Genomic DNA, 15,727 nt, shown 5'->3' with positions numbered 1-15,727 from the left:
CTCATCCTATTTTATTAGTCTTTTGATAGGCTACCAGATTTTACTTGTGTTCTCGCATACACAGCCAATAAAATCGTACCTGCAATCGCAACAGTAACACTATTTGCAATGCCTGCAACTAAGCCTTGTACAAAAACTTTATTAGCAGGTTCGCTATAAATAACAATGTCTAGTACTGGAGCAATGATACCCCAAGAAACAATGTTTGCCACAATCTGGAAGACATTGAACACAAGGATGTCTTTGCCTTCAAAAATTCCTTCTTGGATACGAAGACGACTTTTTGCTACACCCACAACAAGCCCAAATACACCTGAAGCTAAAATCCAAGACCACCATGGACCATACTGAATAGAGTCTTTAAGAGCATGACCAATAAATCCAACAAAGAAACCAACAACAGGACCAAAAAGAACGGACAGAAGAGCCTGAACTGCATATTGAAGCTGGATGCTCGTATTTGGTACAAAGGTTGGAATATTGATTACCAAGCCAATTACAACAAAAAGAGCAGCACCAATACCAGTTGCAACAACAGTTTTAATCGAATTATTTTTCATTATAAGTCTCCTTGTAAAATAAAGTAATTAATTGACAATACGTCTAATTTCAATATGCCAGTTCTGACCGACACCGACATTATAAGCCTTGGCGAACGATCCTTGATTAATTGCAAGTCCAACACGATAAAGTGAGTTGATATAGAGCAAAGGTTGACCAATCCGCACATCCGCAAAGGATTTTCCATAAGTCACTTGATTTTGATAGACCAACATATCGTTGTTGTAAATCGTTACCTCGAATCGATCCCCAAATTCTGGTAAAAGAGTATAAAACTCTTCACGAGTGACCGAGGTCCAAAGAGATCCAAATCGAACATCCAGGATATCAATAGCGCCTTTGACAAAATCCGTTCCAAGTTCTGTGGTAACAGTTGGAATCTCAACAATATGATCTACACTAAGTTCTGGACCAACTTCCTCAAAACTAATATGACCTGAAGCTAACTTTGCCCCCGTATAAGCGTAAACATCTCGTCCATGGAACGTATAGGAATGCTCGGTATTCGCACGACGATTAGCGACTTCTGAGATTTCCCTAACAGCTTTTATCCCAACATGTTTCTTAATAAAAGATAGGGTTCCATTATCTGGTGTGACAATATACTGATTTTTATTAGTTAGGGCAACAACGCTTTTTCTCTTGGAGCCCACACCTGGATCAACAACCGAAACAAAAGTTGTTCCCTCCGGCCAGTATTCCACTGTCTGGAAGAGACGATATGAGCCCTCAAAAATATTGTAGGGGGTAATATCGTGCGTCAGATTGTGAACAACAAGATCTCTTGATTCTTGAAGTGCTACTCCTATCATAGCAGATACTGCGCCGTCAACCAATCCAAAATCTGACTGTAAAACAAGTAAGTTATTTGACATACTTTCTCCTTATATTACTACCGTTCTATGATAACAGAAAAACAATAACCGTTCAAATAGATATTTTTAAAGACCTGTTATAGTCTATCTTTATATCAAATACCTAATTCTATCAATTTTTCTCAAATTCACAAAGAAAACTGCCTACTGGCAGTTCCAATCTCCAACCTTTTAATATAAATGACTGCCCCCGGACTTTTGAGTATAAAGAAAACCAGCTGCCGCTGGTTCTCATTTCCAACCTTCTAGGACGTCCCACGTACAATGAGAATCGTCTGCCGACGATTTCTATTTCCAACCTTTTAATATAAAAAAAGTGCTACTAGCACTTTTTTTATATTAAAACCCATCCACATTCGTGTAGATTTTTTGGACGTCTTCGTCGTCTTCGAGGGCGTCGTAGAGTTTTTCAAATGTTGCGAGGTCATCGCCTTCAAGTGATACTTCTGATTGTGGGATCATTTCAAGTTCAGTAACGTTGAACTCTTGGATTCCTGATTCTTTGAGTGCCACGATGGCCTTGTGCAGATCAGTTGGAGCTGTATAGACAGTGATTGTGCCGTCTTCTGCTTCTACATCATCGACTTCGACATCTGCTTCAAGGAGCAATTCGAAGATGGCATCCGCATCATCACCAGCAAAGACAACCACACCTTTTTTATCAAACATGAATGATACGGAACCAGATGCACCCATGTTTCCACCGTTTTTACCAAAGGCAGAGCGAACATTGGCTGCGGTACGGTTTACGTTTGATGTCAAAGTATCAACGATAATCATAGAACCATTTGGTCCAAAGCCTTCGTAACGACCTTCCACGAAGGTTTCGTCTGTGTTTCCTTTTGCCTTGTCAATGGCCTTGTCAATGATGTGTTTTGGAACCTGCGCTTGCTTAGCACGGTCGATAACAAATTTCAGCGCTGAGTTTGTTTCTGGATCTGGGTCACCCTTTTTCGCTGCTACATAGATTTCAACACCAAATTTGGCGTAAACTTTTGAGTTAGCACCGTCTTTTGCGGTTTTCTTGGCTACAATATTGGCCCATTTACGTCCCATGGGGAACCTCCTACATTTTATAAAATCGCTTTATTATACCATAAATGGCAAGGATTGAGAAGATTTTTAAAACATGACCACAAGTTTAACGGATGGCCATGTTTTCTTTATTGATTACAAAAATAATACTTACTTGTTCATAAATAGGAATAAACTATCAATCACAGAATATCTGTCGAATTCTCTCGCTCGTTTATAATCCTAATTTATCAAAACTATTCAATTCATTTATTGATAGCTCCGAATAATACATTTTCTTCGTTTGTTTTATATTTTCCAAATGTTTTATTCTTTGAGAGTGAGTAAATTTTATCTGTAAACCATTTTCTCTATTGTAATTAACAAAATGTATCTGAGAATCAAGGGCCAACTCTTCTAAATCACTTATTTTTGCCATAATGACACGAATTTTTTGACATTCTTCCTGTTTATCAACGAATACGAATGAAATTGCAGGCTCCATTCCCAATAATTCCGCTGTTGCTTTTAACTTATCAATATTGTTTTTATCAAAACTAAATGATCTACTTTCATTATCAGGGAAATTCCTCCCCTTTACAGAAATCGCCAAACGAATTGAGGTATTTTCTCGAGAAACCGCTATCAAATCCGCGCCAACGTGATCAATTAATGCAACAGACCAGTTCTGTAAACCTAACACATACATAGAAAGTGTTTCAGCAAAATCACCGAATTGTTTTGGGAAACGTAAATCACGAGACATTATTATTCTTTCTTCTCCATTTTTCTAATAAACTAGCTAATTCAAAAAATAGCGTTTCAATATTTTGCTTTGTATGGAATCGAAATTCAAACTTAAATTTTTTTCTTCCATTACGTTTCAATTCTCTTCTAGAAGACAACCAAATTTCTGGATCAAAACCATGTGATAGTGAGAAATTTAATATGTCCTCAAAATTAACAACATCAATATCTCCTGCACGAGAATTTGAATAGATAATTAGTTGATCTTGATAAATTCCTAAAACAGATTTTATACCATAACTATTGTAAAAGGACAAAGCACATTTAAAAGCGTTTTCCTCTCCATATTGCCGATCATGAAATATAGAAACTGCCTCTTTGACATAATCATCCTCAAATTCATTGAAAAGAAATAACACTTCATCTTTCATAGCAATCCTTAATGATGAATAGAAATCACCAACTGTTAAACCACTTTTATACGTCCCATCCGGATTCGAGTATACAAAGGCGTCAAGTTCATCTCTAGTTACCGATACTCGCCCTCGGTTAACTCCTCCTTTTTCACTATATCCTTGTGTAATAGCTGATATTTTCCAAGAATAATTTTTATTCATGTAATAGTTTTCTGCAATTTGAGTACTACTCTCTCCTTGTACCAAGTATCTATAAAGCACCTCTACACGCTCTTCCATATTTGTTTGCAAAAAATTTTTTAATAGACTGAAAGTCATAGCAAAATCTACCTCCCCTTCATTTCACTAACTAATCCATAAATGATAAAACCAATAATTAATAAGGCAATCAAAGGATGTCCCATCCATTTACCGATAACAAACCAAACTATTAAACCTAAAAATAAGCCTCCTAGCAATAATTCTAAAACACTTTCTTTTCCTGCATTCGCTCTAGGTGGTGAGTAGCTTGCATTATCATTGAAATTATTAAATCCAACTTGACTATCAAATCCTGAATGACCTAGAAAATCTAGAAAAGTGATCCCAATGTCATACGTACCGTATGGATAGGTACGAATAAACTGACGAACATCTTCAATAGTCGCACCTTTTGCTCTTCCTCTATTAATACCCCCTTTTTCAGAATATCCTTTACATACAGTTGATATGATCCAATTCTTATTGTTATAGTATCTTTGGGCTATTTGATCCATAGATTCCCCTAGCACCAGATACTCATATAAAATAGTTACTCTTTCCCTCTCGCTAACTTGCTTAAGCTTTTCATATCCATTGTACATTTCATTTGTCTCCCTTATACTTTCCATACGCTGATATAATTACCATTGATTTCAGCCTTGTATCCTGCTTTTTAAGAAAATAACAACTGTGTTAATAAGTACTACTTTACCTTCCACATACTTAGACCATACCTGCCATCAAATTCAGCTTTGTAACCAGCTGCTCTTAATAAAGGAATCGTTTTCTTGCAAATATCTTCCATATCGTCTTTGAAGATTATCCAGCTAACAACTTTTTTGCTCACAGCTAAATTTCTAAAATCTTCTGAATTCCAAAAATCTCCTAAATTAACGTGGTAAACATTGCGTCCTCTAAAAATCTTTGGACTTCCATCAAATTTAAAACTAACATTTTTCTGTGCTAGTTTAAATGCTTTAATTGCATACTTTTTATAAGCTCGACACAATGATTCTCTTTGTGCTGTTGTCATAACTTTAAAATAATGATAGGGTTGATATCTCTTTGCAGTCTTCGCTGACCAAACTAACATATAAATTCTCCTAATATAACTTTTAAAAACTATTATATATAACTTTGTATCTTTTTACAACTACTTTTGCAATTTTATAGCAATTAAAGTAGTTCTAAAACACTAAATAAGCAGATAATATTGTAATAAAGGGAGAAAAAATGAAAAAGAGTAATCTCAAAGCCTTTATTAGCGACAGAATTAGAACATTAAGAATTCAAAAAGGTATCACACAGGAAGAATTAGAAAATATTGCCGATTTACCTCAAAAATATGTATACAAGCTAGAACGTCAACAACCTAATATTAAAATAGATACTTTGGAAAAAGTTCTTGCAGCCCTAGATTGTGACTTAGCAGACTTTTTTGATTTATCATATACTATTGAAGAATCTGAACTAAAGGAACTTTTAATGATTATTAATGAGTTCCCAAACAGAAGACGTTCAGAAATCATTAATTTACTTATTTTACTATTGAAAGAGATGAATTAAGAATTATTCTTGTTCTATAACAAAAGACTAAAAAACCAGCAGATTCAAATTCTGCTGGTTTTTTCTTACAACTCAACTGTCGCAACTTGGCCATCTTGACTGACCTGTCCAAGATTTTCAAGGCTGACAGATTTGATTTCAGCTGTGTTTGTGAAGGCAACGACGATGGTTGTTTCACGTCCTGCTGAGCGAATAGCTTCAAGATCTGCAACAAGGAGCAAGTCTCCTGCTTCAACGCGTTGGCCATCTGTTACCTTAGCTGAGAATGGAGCACCGTTAAGGGCAACCGTATCTATGCCGACGTGCACCAAGACTTCTACACCCTTGTCAGACAAAATACCGACAGCGTGTTTGGTTGGGAAGACACTAGTTACAATACCAGAAACTGGTGCGTAGACATTGCCATTTACAGGCTCAACTGCATACCCATCACCCATCATTTTTTGTGAGAAGACTGGATCGTTCACTTCTGTGATGGCAATGGCTTGCCCTTCAGCAACAGAGTAAACTGTCTCCGTCACACCTTTGAACTGAGTCTCAGGAGCAACTTCTTCTGTCGCAACAATTTCCGTACGAGGAATAGCTACGCCTGATTCTAGCAAGTCTTGAATGTCTGATTTGAGAACATCTGCTTTTGGTCCATAGACTGCTTGAACACCTGAGTCTTTGATAATCAAGCCCATAGCACCAGCCTGTTTCCAAGCATTTTCATCTCCAACTTGTGCCACATCTTTAACACTAACACGAAGACGAGTCATACAAGCATCCACATCAGCGATATTATCACGGCCACCAAGCAAGTTGATGATTTGTACCACTTGTGAACTAGCATCCGCAGTATCTACGTTTGAATTTGAAACCACATCTGTTGTTTCTGTATCATAGTTGCCATTGCGTCCAGCTGTTGCTAGGTTGAATTTCTTAATCATAAAGTTAGCAATGAAGTACATACCAACCGCAAAGAGGGCTGTTACCCAGATGAAGTTAATAACATCCATACCGATACCGGCTTTAATCGCCATCGGTGTACGTGTAAGGAATTCGATATTACCAAATGAGTGCATACGCAAGTTGACAACGTCAGCCATGGCAAAAGCCGCACCTTGTACAAAAGCATAAACGACATAGAGAGGCATTGCTGCAAACATGAACATAAACTCAATTGGTTCTGTTACACCTGTCAAGAATACTGCAAGTGCTGAAGAAATAAACATACCTTTGTACTTATGTTTTTTATCTTCATCCACATTACGGTACATAGCGTAAGTCAATCCCATCAAAATCCCTGATGAACCAATCATTTGACCAACTTTGAAACGGGCTGGAGTGATGTTAGCAAGAAGATCATTGTATTGAGTCATATCGCCAGCATCTTTCAGATTAATCAAGTCTGTAACCCAAGCCAACCAAAGAGGATCTTGTCCAAATACTTGCGTACCCGCTTGTGCACCTGTCAAGATGTCATAAGTACCACCAAGTGATGTATAGTTCATCGGAATAGTCAACATATGGTGAAGACCAAATGGAAGAAGCAAACGTTCCAAGGTACCATAAACGAATGGTGCTAAGATTGGTGCTGTATCCTGTGAACTTGCAATCCATTTACCGAAGCTGTTGATTCCTGTTTGAACAACTGGCCAGAAAATCGCTAAACAGAGTGCCACCAAAATTGAACGATAAATAACAACAAATGGTACAAAACGTTTTCCATTAAAGAATGTTAATACATCTGGTAATTTACGATAGTTGTAGTATTTATTATATGCTGTAGCACCCACAAAACCAGCAATAATACCAACGAAAACACCCATATTAAGAGCTGGTTGTCCTAAGATGTTTACAAAGTAACCTGAAACAGGAATTTCAGTACCAAAAACAGTTGTTACTGTTGCAGCAGCATCAGCGAGCATATCCGTAGTCACACCGAAAAAGTGACCTGTAATCAAGTTAATCAATATGAAGGCTAGACCTGCCGAGAATGCACCGCCAGCTTTTTCTTTAGCCCAGCTACCACCGATTGCTAAAGCAAAAAGCAAGTGCAAATTCCCAATAATACCCCAACCAATTTGGGCAATAATATTCCCAATACGAATCAATAGTTCTGACTCTGGACTAATCAATGGGATAGAGTTCCCAATAGAAACCATGAGACCTGCTGCAGGCATAACTGCAATCACGACCATCAAACACTTACCGAATTTTTGCCAAAATTCGAAACTAAGAAATTTTTTCATTTTTTCTCCTTTATTTTTCGGCCTTACGCCATTTATACACTAAATTCAACTTCCACACCAAAATGGTCTGAAATGATAGGACGGTTATGTCCATTAAAGATAACCTTACTAGATAAAACTGTTTTTTCTTGGTTGAAAAAAACATAGTCTAACCGTTTCTCTTGGCTATGACCTGCCCAACCATCAATTGCTTTTTCAGCAGTTATTCCTTTATCTTTTTCTAGCGCTAACTCGTAGGTATCATGGAGCCCAAGATTCTTGATTGCATCGTAGGCATCCCGGTCTGAGATTGCATCAGTATTAAAATCCCCCATCAGAATTTTAAACCGCTGATGACCCGTACGTTCGACAATTGTTCGAATATTGTCCAACTGGTCCTCTTCTTCACTACCTGGTAAATTAATATGACACGAATAGATATCAATTAACTGGTCTTGATAGAAAACTGTCAACCCCATAATTTTTCGAGATAAGATTGAATCAATACTTTTATTTTGACTGCAATAAAATGAATCAGCCTCATAGACAGGAAGCTTTGTCAAAAAGGCAATCCCTTCCTCATAACGATCATAGCCAATGTGAGAATGACTCCAATGATAGGAATAATCAAACTGCCCAAGATTTCTTAATTTTTCTAATAAAATCAAGCCATAATTATCCGTCTTCAATTCTCTTGTGACGAATTTAGAAGCTATAAGCTGATTAACCTCCTGAAGAGCAATGACATCATAGGCCTTTTCGGCAATTGTTTGAGCTAGAATATCTAGTTTTTCATCCTGGTTTTCTTCTAACCAAGCATGGACATTTACTGTCAGTAATTTCATGACTCTCCTTTCCTAAATAATACGTAACCGTTTTCTTTATATCCATAGTATAGCGTAAACGTTTGCATTAGTCAATAGCTTTTCCGTAATATTTTAAACTTTTACGTAAAACTTAATGAAGGTATTAAAAATACAGCTGTATTTCCCTTTTCTAAGCCTTTTATGATACACTAATGAATAGAAAGATGGAAATACAATGAGTAAATATAAGAAAGTTTATCAAGATATCAAGAAAAAGATAGAAGATCAAGTCTGGTCAACAGGACAAGCATTACCAACTGAGAATGAATTGATGGAGATCTACTCTTACTCTAAAGACACCATTCGAAAGGCTCTGTCCCTTCTTGAAATGGATGGCTACATTCAAAAAAAACAAGGGAAATCTTCAATTGTAATCGAACACGGGTTAATGAAGGAACAGTATCTTTCTGAAATTAAGACCGCTGGAGAATTGAACAAACGTTCTAAACACCAGATTCAAACAGAACTTACCTCACTATATATTGTTCAGGGGCAAGATGATTTAATGTCTACCTTTGAAGTTGATGATAAAGTAGATTTTTATAGAGTGAGTCGGGTAAGAACGATAGATGGTGAGCGTTTGGAATATGAAATTTCCTATTTTGACCGTAGAGTCGTCCCTTATCTCAGTAAAGAAATTGCTGAAAGCTCTATCTATCGCTATTTAGAGAAAGAATTAAAGTTAACAATCTCTCATTCTCGACGGGAAATTTCTTTCCGCTTTGCGAATGAAGAAGAAAAGCAATTAATGGACCTAGCCGACTTTGAGATGGTGGTCGTGGTTACCAGCGTTACCTATCTCTCAAACGGTCAAGCCTTTCAATATGGAACAATTAGCTACCGTCCAGACAAAGTAAGCTTTGTCTCAATGGCAAAACGGTAAAAGGAACTAGCATTCTAGCTCCTTTTTTTGTGCAATTATTAAAAACTAATCAGTACTTTCTCGAAAAAAAGAATGTCTCTTTTTCGAAACATTCTTTCTTTTCATTAATATAATATAAGGAGGGCTCAAAAGTAGTTTTGAAAATCAAAGCTGTCAGGTCCAAAGCAGTTTGATTTTCATATCAAGGAATAGGTTGATCTGATAAATTGTTGGAGTGGTTCAATCAACCTTCCTTTTTGCCAATTTAAATTAGTTACTGTGCCAAATATCTTCGTTGTACTGTTCAATCGTACGGTCTGAAGAGAAGAATCCAGCTTTAGCGATGTTATGAACAACTTTCTTGTTCCATGAATCTTGATCTTCGTAATCTGCAAAGACTTGTTCTTTTACTTCGATGTATTCAGCCAAGTCAATCAAGGTCATGAACCAGTCTTTCGAAATCAATTCATGGTGCAAGCGTGCAAGACGCTCTTCATTACCGAGGGCAAGCACTTCATCGCTGACGATAAAGTCTACCGCACGTTTGATGTTGGCATCGCCATTGTAGTAGTCTGCAGATACGTAACCAGCCTTGTCGTACAAGTCGATAATAGTATCTGAGTCCTTACCAAATATGTAAATATTGTCCATGCCAACCAACTCTGCAATCTCAACGTTGGCACCGTCCATAGTACCAAGTGTCAAAGCACCGTTGAGCATGAATTTCATGTTACCAGTACCTGATGCTTCTTTAGAAGCCAATGAGATTTGCTCAGAAATATCTGTCGCAGGGATGAGTTTTTCAGCAACAGTTACATTGTAGTTTTCAACCAAATGAACATTGAGGTATTTATTTACTTCTGGATCATTATTGATCAACTCTGACAAGCAAAGAATCAAATGAATGATGTCTTGAGCGATAATATAAGCTGGGGCTGCTTTACCACCGAAGATAACAGTGATTTTACGTTTTGGAAGGTTACCATTCTTGATTTCAAGGTATTTATGGATAACATACAAGGCATTCATTTGTTGGCGTTTGTACTCGTGGAAACGTTTGATTTGTGTATCAATAATAGAATTTTCATCCAGTTCGATACCTTTGTTGTCTTTAAGGTAACGTTTCAAAGCCAATTTATTATTGAATTTGATTTCAGCCAACTTAGCATGAACTTCCTTGTCATCAGCAAATGCAAGCAATTTTTCAAGTTTCGTCGCATCTGTCAAATACTCATCACCAATCAATTCTTTGATGTAATCAGCAAGGTCTTGGTTCGCAAATTCCAACCAACGACGGAAAGTAATACCGTTTGTTTTATTGTTGAATTTTTCTGGGTAAAGCTCGTAGAAAGCTTTCAATTCAGAGTTTTTAAGAATTTCTGTATGGAGCGCAGCTACACCGTTCACTGAGTTAGAGAAGTGGATATCCATGTGAGCCATGTGTACACGACCTGATTCATCAATGATTTGGACTGCTGGGTCTTTGATTTCTGCACGAATAAGGGCATCCAATTCTTTGATGATATCAACCAAGTGTGGCACCACTTCTTCAAGGAACTCAAGTGGCCATTTTTCAAGTGCTTCCGCCAAGATAGTGTGGTTTGTGTAACCAGTCATATTCTTAACGATGGCAACTGCTTCCGCAAATTCAATACCATGTTTTTCAGTCAAAAGACGAATCAACTCAGGAATCACCATTGATGGGTGAGTATCATTGATTTGAACATACGCGTATTCAGCCAAATCATGCAAGTTTGAACCACGTTCAATAGCTTCATCAATCAAAAGCTGAGCAGCGTTTGATACCATAAAGTATTGTTGGTAGATACGGAGCAATTCACCATTCTTGTCTGAATCATCTGGGTACAAGAAGAGGGTCAAGTTTTCTTTGATGTCTGTCTTGTCAAATGAGATACCATCTGTAATCAAGTCATAGTTGACAGACTCAATGTCAAACAAGTTAAGGTAGTTCTTGGTTTCTTTTTTATAGCCAAGAATGTCAAGACGGTCCAATTTTGATTTCAAAGTGAAGTTTTTGAATGGAACATCATAGCTAATAGTTGTTGGAATCAACCAAGAATCATTTTCAATCCAGAAGTTTGGCTCTGCATCTTGTTGGTTGTCCTTGAAGACTTGTTTGAAGAGACCGCAGTGGTAGTTGAGACCAACACCCTCACCGTTGATACCAAGTGTTGACATAGAATCCACAAAACATGATGCCAAACGACCAAGACCACCGTTACCAAGTGATGGTTCTGGCTCCACATCTTCAACTTGGGCCAAAGACTTGCCAGCTGCTGCCAATTCTGCCTGAATGTCCTTGTAGACACCCAAGTTGATCAAGTTGTTTGACAAGAGTTTACCGATAAGGAACTCTGCTGAGATGTAGTAAACCTTGCGTTTACCTGTGTTTTTTGGTTTTGTAGCTGCAGCTTCTTTTACATAGTTTAACAATTGAAGATAGATTTCTTCGTTTGTTAAATCAGCTAATTTTTTCGAAGTATTTGTTTCTGCAAATGTTGTAAAGTTAATCATGATTTTCATTTCCTCGTTGATATAGTGTTGTCATTTTGACTAAGAAGTCTTTGCGTTCCTGGGTTAAATCTTCAGCTTTCATTCGCCATTCCCAGTTACCTCCGACAGTTGAAGGCATGTTCATGCGGCTTTCTTCGCCCAAGTCAAGAACATCTTGCATGGTCGCAATAGCTGTGTCGCTGACAGTGGCAAAGAGTGTTCGAAGCATGGCTTGGGTCACTGGTTCAATCGGCTTTCTGTTGGTATAGGCATCTACAAACTCCTGTTGTTCAGGCTCTAGATTGTTATACCAACCATTGACCACCTCGTTATCGTGTGTGCCTGTGTAGGCGACTGAGTTTGGTACGCAACGGTGTGGGATGTCAATGCTTCTCCCTGTCACATCGAAGAAGCCAAATTCTAGAATCTTCATTCCTGGATAGCCACAATCTGCAAGCAACTTACGAGCCTTAGCATCGATATTTCCTAGGTCCTCTGCGATAATTGGCAAGTCGCCAAGGGTTTCTTTGACCGCCTTGAAGAGATTGTAGCCTGGACCTGGCTCCCAAGTACCAACCTTGGCAACTTTAGCATCTCCAGCTACCTGCCAGTAATCTGAGAAGCCTTTGAAGTGGTCAATTCTCAAGACATCATAGAGTTTGAAACTCTCGTGAATGCGGTAGATCCACCAGTTGTAGCCAGTCTTTTCATGTTGCTCCCAATCGTAGAGTGGGTTGCCCCAAAGCTGGCCATCTGCTGAGAAGTTATCTGCTGGCACACCTGCCACATAAAGCGGCTTGCGCTCGCTATCTAATTTGAAGAGCTGTGGCTTGGTCCAAACTTCCACACTATCAGCAGAAACATAAATTGGCATGTCTCCGATAATCTTAATGTGGTTTTGATTGGCATATTCTTTTAGCTGTTTCCACTGGCTAAAGAAGAAATATTGAGTGACTTTAAAGTAATCAATTTGGTCTGCCAATTCCAAGCGATATTTCTCAAGGGCTTCTTCATTTCGAGCAATAACTTTCTTGTCATCCCACTCTTGTAGGGCCTTGTTTCCAAAGTGTTCTTTAATAGCCATGAATTCCGCATAGTCATTTAACCATGACGAATTGGCTTTTTCAAACTCTTGAAAGGCTGCTTTACGCTTGTCATCGCTCAAGAAGTTTTTAACGGCTCTTTCCAAAATCGGACGGCGAGCCTCATAGATCAAGGCGTAGTCTACTTTTTCTGGATTGTCCCCAAATTTCACATCTTGGTAGTCAAAGTTGGCCAATAAATCTTCTTCTGCCAACAAATCAAAATCAATTAAATGGGTATTTCCTGCAATGGCAGAAAATGATTGATAAGGTGAATCTCCGTAACTTGTCGTTGTGAGAGGAAGGAGCTGCCAGTAGGTCTGCTTGGTTTCGACCAAGAAATCTACAAAGTCATAGGCAGGCTTTCCAAAAGTACCGATACCAAACTTACCTGGAAGTGAGGTAATATGCATTAATATCCCGCTGGTACGATTTGTCATAAAAACGTTTTCCTTTCTGTCGATTACGTATACTAGTTTAACGCAAACGTTTGCATCTGTCAAGCATTTTCTAAAAAAAGTTTCTACACCTCTCAAAAACCCCTGTTTTATCACATTTGTTAGCGAGTAACAAAAAAAGAAAATTGGAATTTTTAATGCCAATTTTCTCTATTTTTTATATTTTTTAAGCAAAGCTTTGCTCTTGGATTTGGATGGTTCCATTTACCACATCAGCTTCTAAATTTTTAGCTTCAATATGATCCAAATAGAAGTCTGTAACCTTATCCCGAATTTGGCTTTCGATTACACGACGAAGTGGACGGGCTCCCATAGCCTGATCATAGCCTTCTTCCATCAAGAACTCTTTGGCTGCCTCAGTCACTTCTAAGTGAATACCTTTTTTAGCTAAGGTCTTATTGACCTGGGCTAACATCAAATCGACGATAGCCTTGAGGTCTTCTTTGCCCAAGTGTTTGAATTCGATAACTGCGTTGAAACGGTTAAGGAACTCCGGACGGAAGAATGGTGCGATGCGGTCCATGATATCTTGATTTTCTTCAGTTTCTGGCATTCCATAACCAAAACCAGCATTTGAAGTCGCGATGACAAGGGTATTTTTGAAGTTGACCTGGTTGCCCTGTCCGTCTGTCAAATGACCATCATCTAGCACTTGCAAAAGGAGAGTAATCACTTGTGGATCTGCTTTTTCAATCTCATCCAAGAGGACAATCGAGTATGGATTGCGGCGGACACGCTCGGTAAGAGTATGGGAATTGTCATCATAACCAACATAACCAGCTGTGGTACCGATTAATTTGGAAACGGCTGTCCGATCGCTGTATTCAGACATATCCAAACGAATAATGGCATCCTTGTTACCAAACAAGTCTAGCGCTAACTGTTTTGCCAACTCTGTCTTACCCACACCTGTCGGACCGACAAAGAGGAAGGAACCAATCGGACGGTTGCCATCATCAAAACCTGCACGATTCCGACGAATGGCACGAGATACTGCTTCCACCGCATCGTCTTGACCGATAACGTTAGCTGCCAGACGATTTTTCAATTCCTTGAGTCGTTCAATGTCAGAAGCTCCCATTTGTGAGACTGGGATGCCTGTCATTCGCTCAACCGCCTGAGCCACATCATTAACGGTCGCCACCACTTTCTGTTGCTCCGTGTGGTTGTCAATTTGTTCTTGGAGCTTGTCGATGCGGACTTTTTCATTGAGTGCTGTTTCGTAATCTTCTTTTTCAGCTGCTTGACTTTGCAAAGCTTTAGCCTGTTCAATCTCTGCCTCCAAAGCCTGGATATCTGTAACAGGATGTTGTGCAGCTAAGTGAGCAGCGGTCACATCAATCAAGTCAATGGCCTTGTCTGGCAAGCTACGTTGTGGAATATATTGGACGGAATAATCAACCGCAGCTCTCAAAACCTCATCTGGCAATTCAATATTGTGGTGGGCTTCATAAAGCGGCTTGATCCCTTTCAAAATCTGGTAGGTATCTTCTGCGGATGGAGCATTGACCTTGACTTCGTTGAAACGACGAGCCAGAGCAGCATTCTTGTGAATAGTATTGCGGTATTCGTCCTGTGTAGTCGCACCAATAACGGTCAACTCCCCACGTGACAGGGCTGGTTTGAGAATATCTGCTAAGCCCTTGGAACCTGAGTCTCCACCAGTGCTACCAGCTCCCAAAATCTGATGAATTTCATCAAAGAAGAGAATGATATTACCAGCTCTTTTGACTTCATCCACAAGATTCTGCACATTTTCCTCAAAAGCCCCACGGTACTGAGTTCCAGCTTCCAAGCCTGAAATGTCAATGGAGATGATTTCCTTGTTCTTAATGGCTGCTGGCACATCACCATTAACTATAGCTTGTGCCAAACCTTCTACTACCGCAGTTTTACCAACACCCGCATCACCAACTAGGACGGGGTTATTCTTAGTCCGACGTGCCAAAATTTCAGAGGTTTCTTGGATTTCCTTATTTCGTCCAATGACTGGATCCAACTTACCTTCACGCGCATCTTGTGTCAAATTGCGACCAAGTTTTGCAAGAATCCCATCTGACTTTATCTGACCTTTAACCTGTGTTTGAGCCACTTCTTCTGTCTGTGGCAGGCGACCAGTCTGACGATAAATGGCAAATTCCTCTGGTGTCACTTCACGACCATTGATAGAATAGCGACGTCGTTCTGTACTGTAACCGCCCATGTTACCCATGAGTTGATTGAAAATATCGTCCATATTGTTAAAATTATTGAAATTGTTGTTCATAGTAGTTACCTCGTTTAAGTTTTAATTTTTTTGACTTTTACTGACTT

The 15,727-nt window shown here is 38.7% G+C and carries 14 protein-coding genes; 2 read left to right on the top strand and 12 right to left on the bottom strand.

Going from position 1 to position 15,727, the window contains the following annotated elements; all coding sequences use genetic code 11:
- Positions 1-14: 14 nt before the first annotated feature.
- From K6V43_RS05805 to K6V43_RS05775, 7 genes are all read right to left on the bottom strand, one after another.
- On the bottom strand, positions 15-560 hold the full coding sequence (locus K6V43_RS05805) for an ECF-type riboflavin transporter substrate-binding protein (RefSeq protein WP_024397599.1): 546 nt from the start codon (positions 558-560) through the stop codon (positions 15-17).
- Between the two features lie 27 nt (positions 561-587).
- A complete protein-coding gene (locus tag K6V43_RS05800; RefSeq protein WP_024391812.1) occupies positions 588-1,436 on the bottom strand; it encodes an SAM-dependent chlorinase/fluorinase in 849 nt (282 codons plus the stop codon).
- A 339-nt stretch (positions 1,437-1,775) separates the two neighbouring features.
- On the bottom strand, positions 1,776-2,492 hold the full coding sequence (locus tag K6V43_RS05795; protein WP_004194195.1) for a YebC/PmpR family DNA-binding transcriptional regulator: 717 nt from the start codon (positions 2,490-2,492) through the stop codon (positions 1,776-1,778).
- A gap of 193 nt (positions 2,493-2,685) precedes the next feature.
- Entirely contained in the window at positions 2,686-3,216 is a 531-nt protein-coding gene (locus K6V43_RS05790) for a hypothetical protein (RefSeq protein ID WP_222382171.1), read from the bottom strand.
- Positions 3,206-3,931, bottom strand: a complete 726-nt coding sequence (locus tag K6V43_RS05785) for a hypothetical protein (protein WP_172053633.1) — start codon at positions 3,929-3,931, stop codon at positions 3,206-3,208. The genes K6V43_RS05790 and K6V43_RS05785 overlap by 11 nt, the downstream gene beginning before the upstream one ends.
- An 8-nt stretch (positions 3,932-3,939) precedes the next feature.
- Positions 3,940-4,455, bottom strand: a complete 516-nt coding sequence (locus K6V43_RS05780; protein WP_222382169.1) for a hypothetical protein — start codon at positions 4,453-4,455, stop codon at positions 3,940-3,942.
- A 101-nt stretch (positions 4,456-4,556) separates the two neighbouring features.
- Positions 4,557-4,946, bottom strand: a complete 390-nt coding sequence (locus tag K6V43_RS05775; protein WP_172053635.1) for a hypothetical protein — start codon at positions 4,944-4,946, stop codon at positions 4,557-4,559.
- 140 nt (positions 4,947-5,086) lie between these two features.
- Between K6V43_RS05775 and K6V43_RS05770 the strand changes: the two genes are divergently transcribed.
- Positions 5,087-5,419: a helix-turn-helix domain-containing protein gene (locus tag K6V43_RS05770; RefSeq protein WP_172053636.1), complete on the top strand. Its 333-nt coding sequence runs from the start codon at positions 5,087-5,089 to the stop codon at positions 5,417-5,419.
- Positions 5,420-5,484: 65 nt separating this feature from the next.
- On the opposite strand, the gene K6V43_RS05765 is transcribed toward K6V43_RS05770, so the two are convergent.
- On the bottom strand, positions 5,485-7,653 hold the full coding sequence (locus tag K6V43_RS05765) for a PTS transporter subunit IIBC (protein WP_222382167.1): 2,169 nt from the start codon (positions 7,651-7,653) through the stop codon (positions 5,485-5,487).
- Positions 7,654-7,685: 32 nt separating this feature from the next.
- Positions 7,686-8,477, bottom strand: a complete 792-nt coding sequence (locus K6V43_RS05760; RefSeq protein ID WP_024391810.1) for an endonuclease/exonuclease/phosphatase family protein — start codon at positions 8,475-8,477, stop codon at positions 7,686-7,688.
- Between the two features lie 196 nt (positions 8,478-8,673).
- On the opposite strand from K6V43_RS05760, the gene K6V43_RS05755 reads away from it, so the two are divergent.
- Positions 8,674-9,381, top strand: coding sequence for a UTRA domain-containing protein (locus K6V43_RS05755; RefSeq protein WP_024391809.1), 708 nt, complete (start codon positions 8,674-8,676; stop codon positions 9,379-9,381).
- A gap of 249 nt (positions 9,382-9,630) precedes the next feature.
- Here K6V43_RS05755 and glgP read toward each other — a convergent pair whose 3' ends face one another.
- The 3 genes from glgP to K6V43_RS05740 all read right to left on the bottom strand — a co-directional run bounded on the left by glgP (position 9,631) and on the right by K6V43_RS05740 (position 15,680).
- Positions 9,631-11,895, bottom strand: a complete 2,265-nt coding sequence (gene glgP, locus K6V43_RS05750) for a glycogen/starch/alpha-glucan family phosphorylase (RefSeq protein ID WP_222382189.1) — start codon at positions 11,893-11,895, stop codon at positions 9,631-9,633.
- The gene (gene malQ, locus K6V43_RS05745; protein ID WP_024404218.1) at positions 11,888-13,396 is read right to left on the bottom strand and encodes a 4-alpha-glucanotransferase; all 1,509 of its coding nucleotides are present in this window, start codon (positions 13,394-13,396) and stop codon (positions 11,888-11,890) included. Before malQ ends, glgP begins: the two co-directional genes overlap by 8 nt.
- 184 nt (positions 13,397-13,580) lie before the next feature.
- Positions 13,581-15,680: an ATP-dependent Clp protease ATP-binding subunit gene (locus K6V43_RS05740; protein ID WP_222382165.1), complete on the bottom strand. Its 2,100-nt coding sequence runs from the start codon at positions 15,678-15,680 to the stop codon at positions 13,581-13,583.
- Positions 15,681-15,727 lie beyond the last annotated feature (47 nt).

The organism is Streptococcus suis (assembly GCF_019794615.1).
Classification (GTDB): domain Bacteria; phylum Bacillota; class Bacilli; order Lactobacillales; family Streptococcaceae; genus Streptococcus; species Streptococcus suis_AI.
The sequence above is the reverse complement of the archived record's forward strand: the minus strand, read 5'-3'. Positions and strand labels throughout refer to the sequence as shown.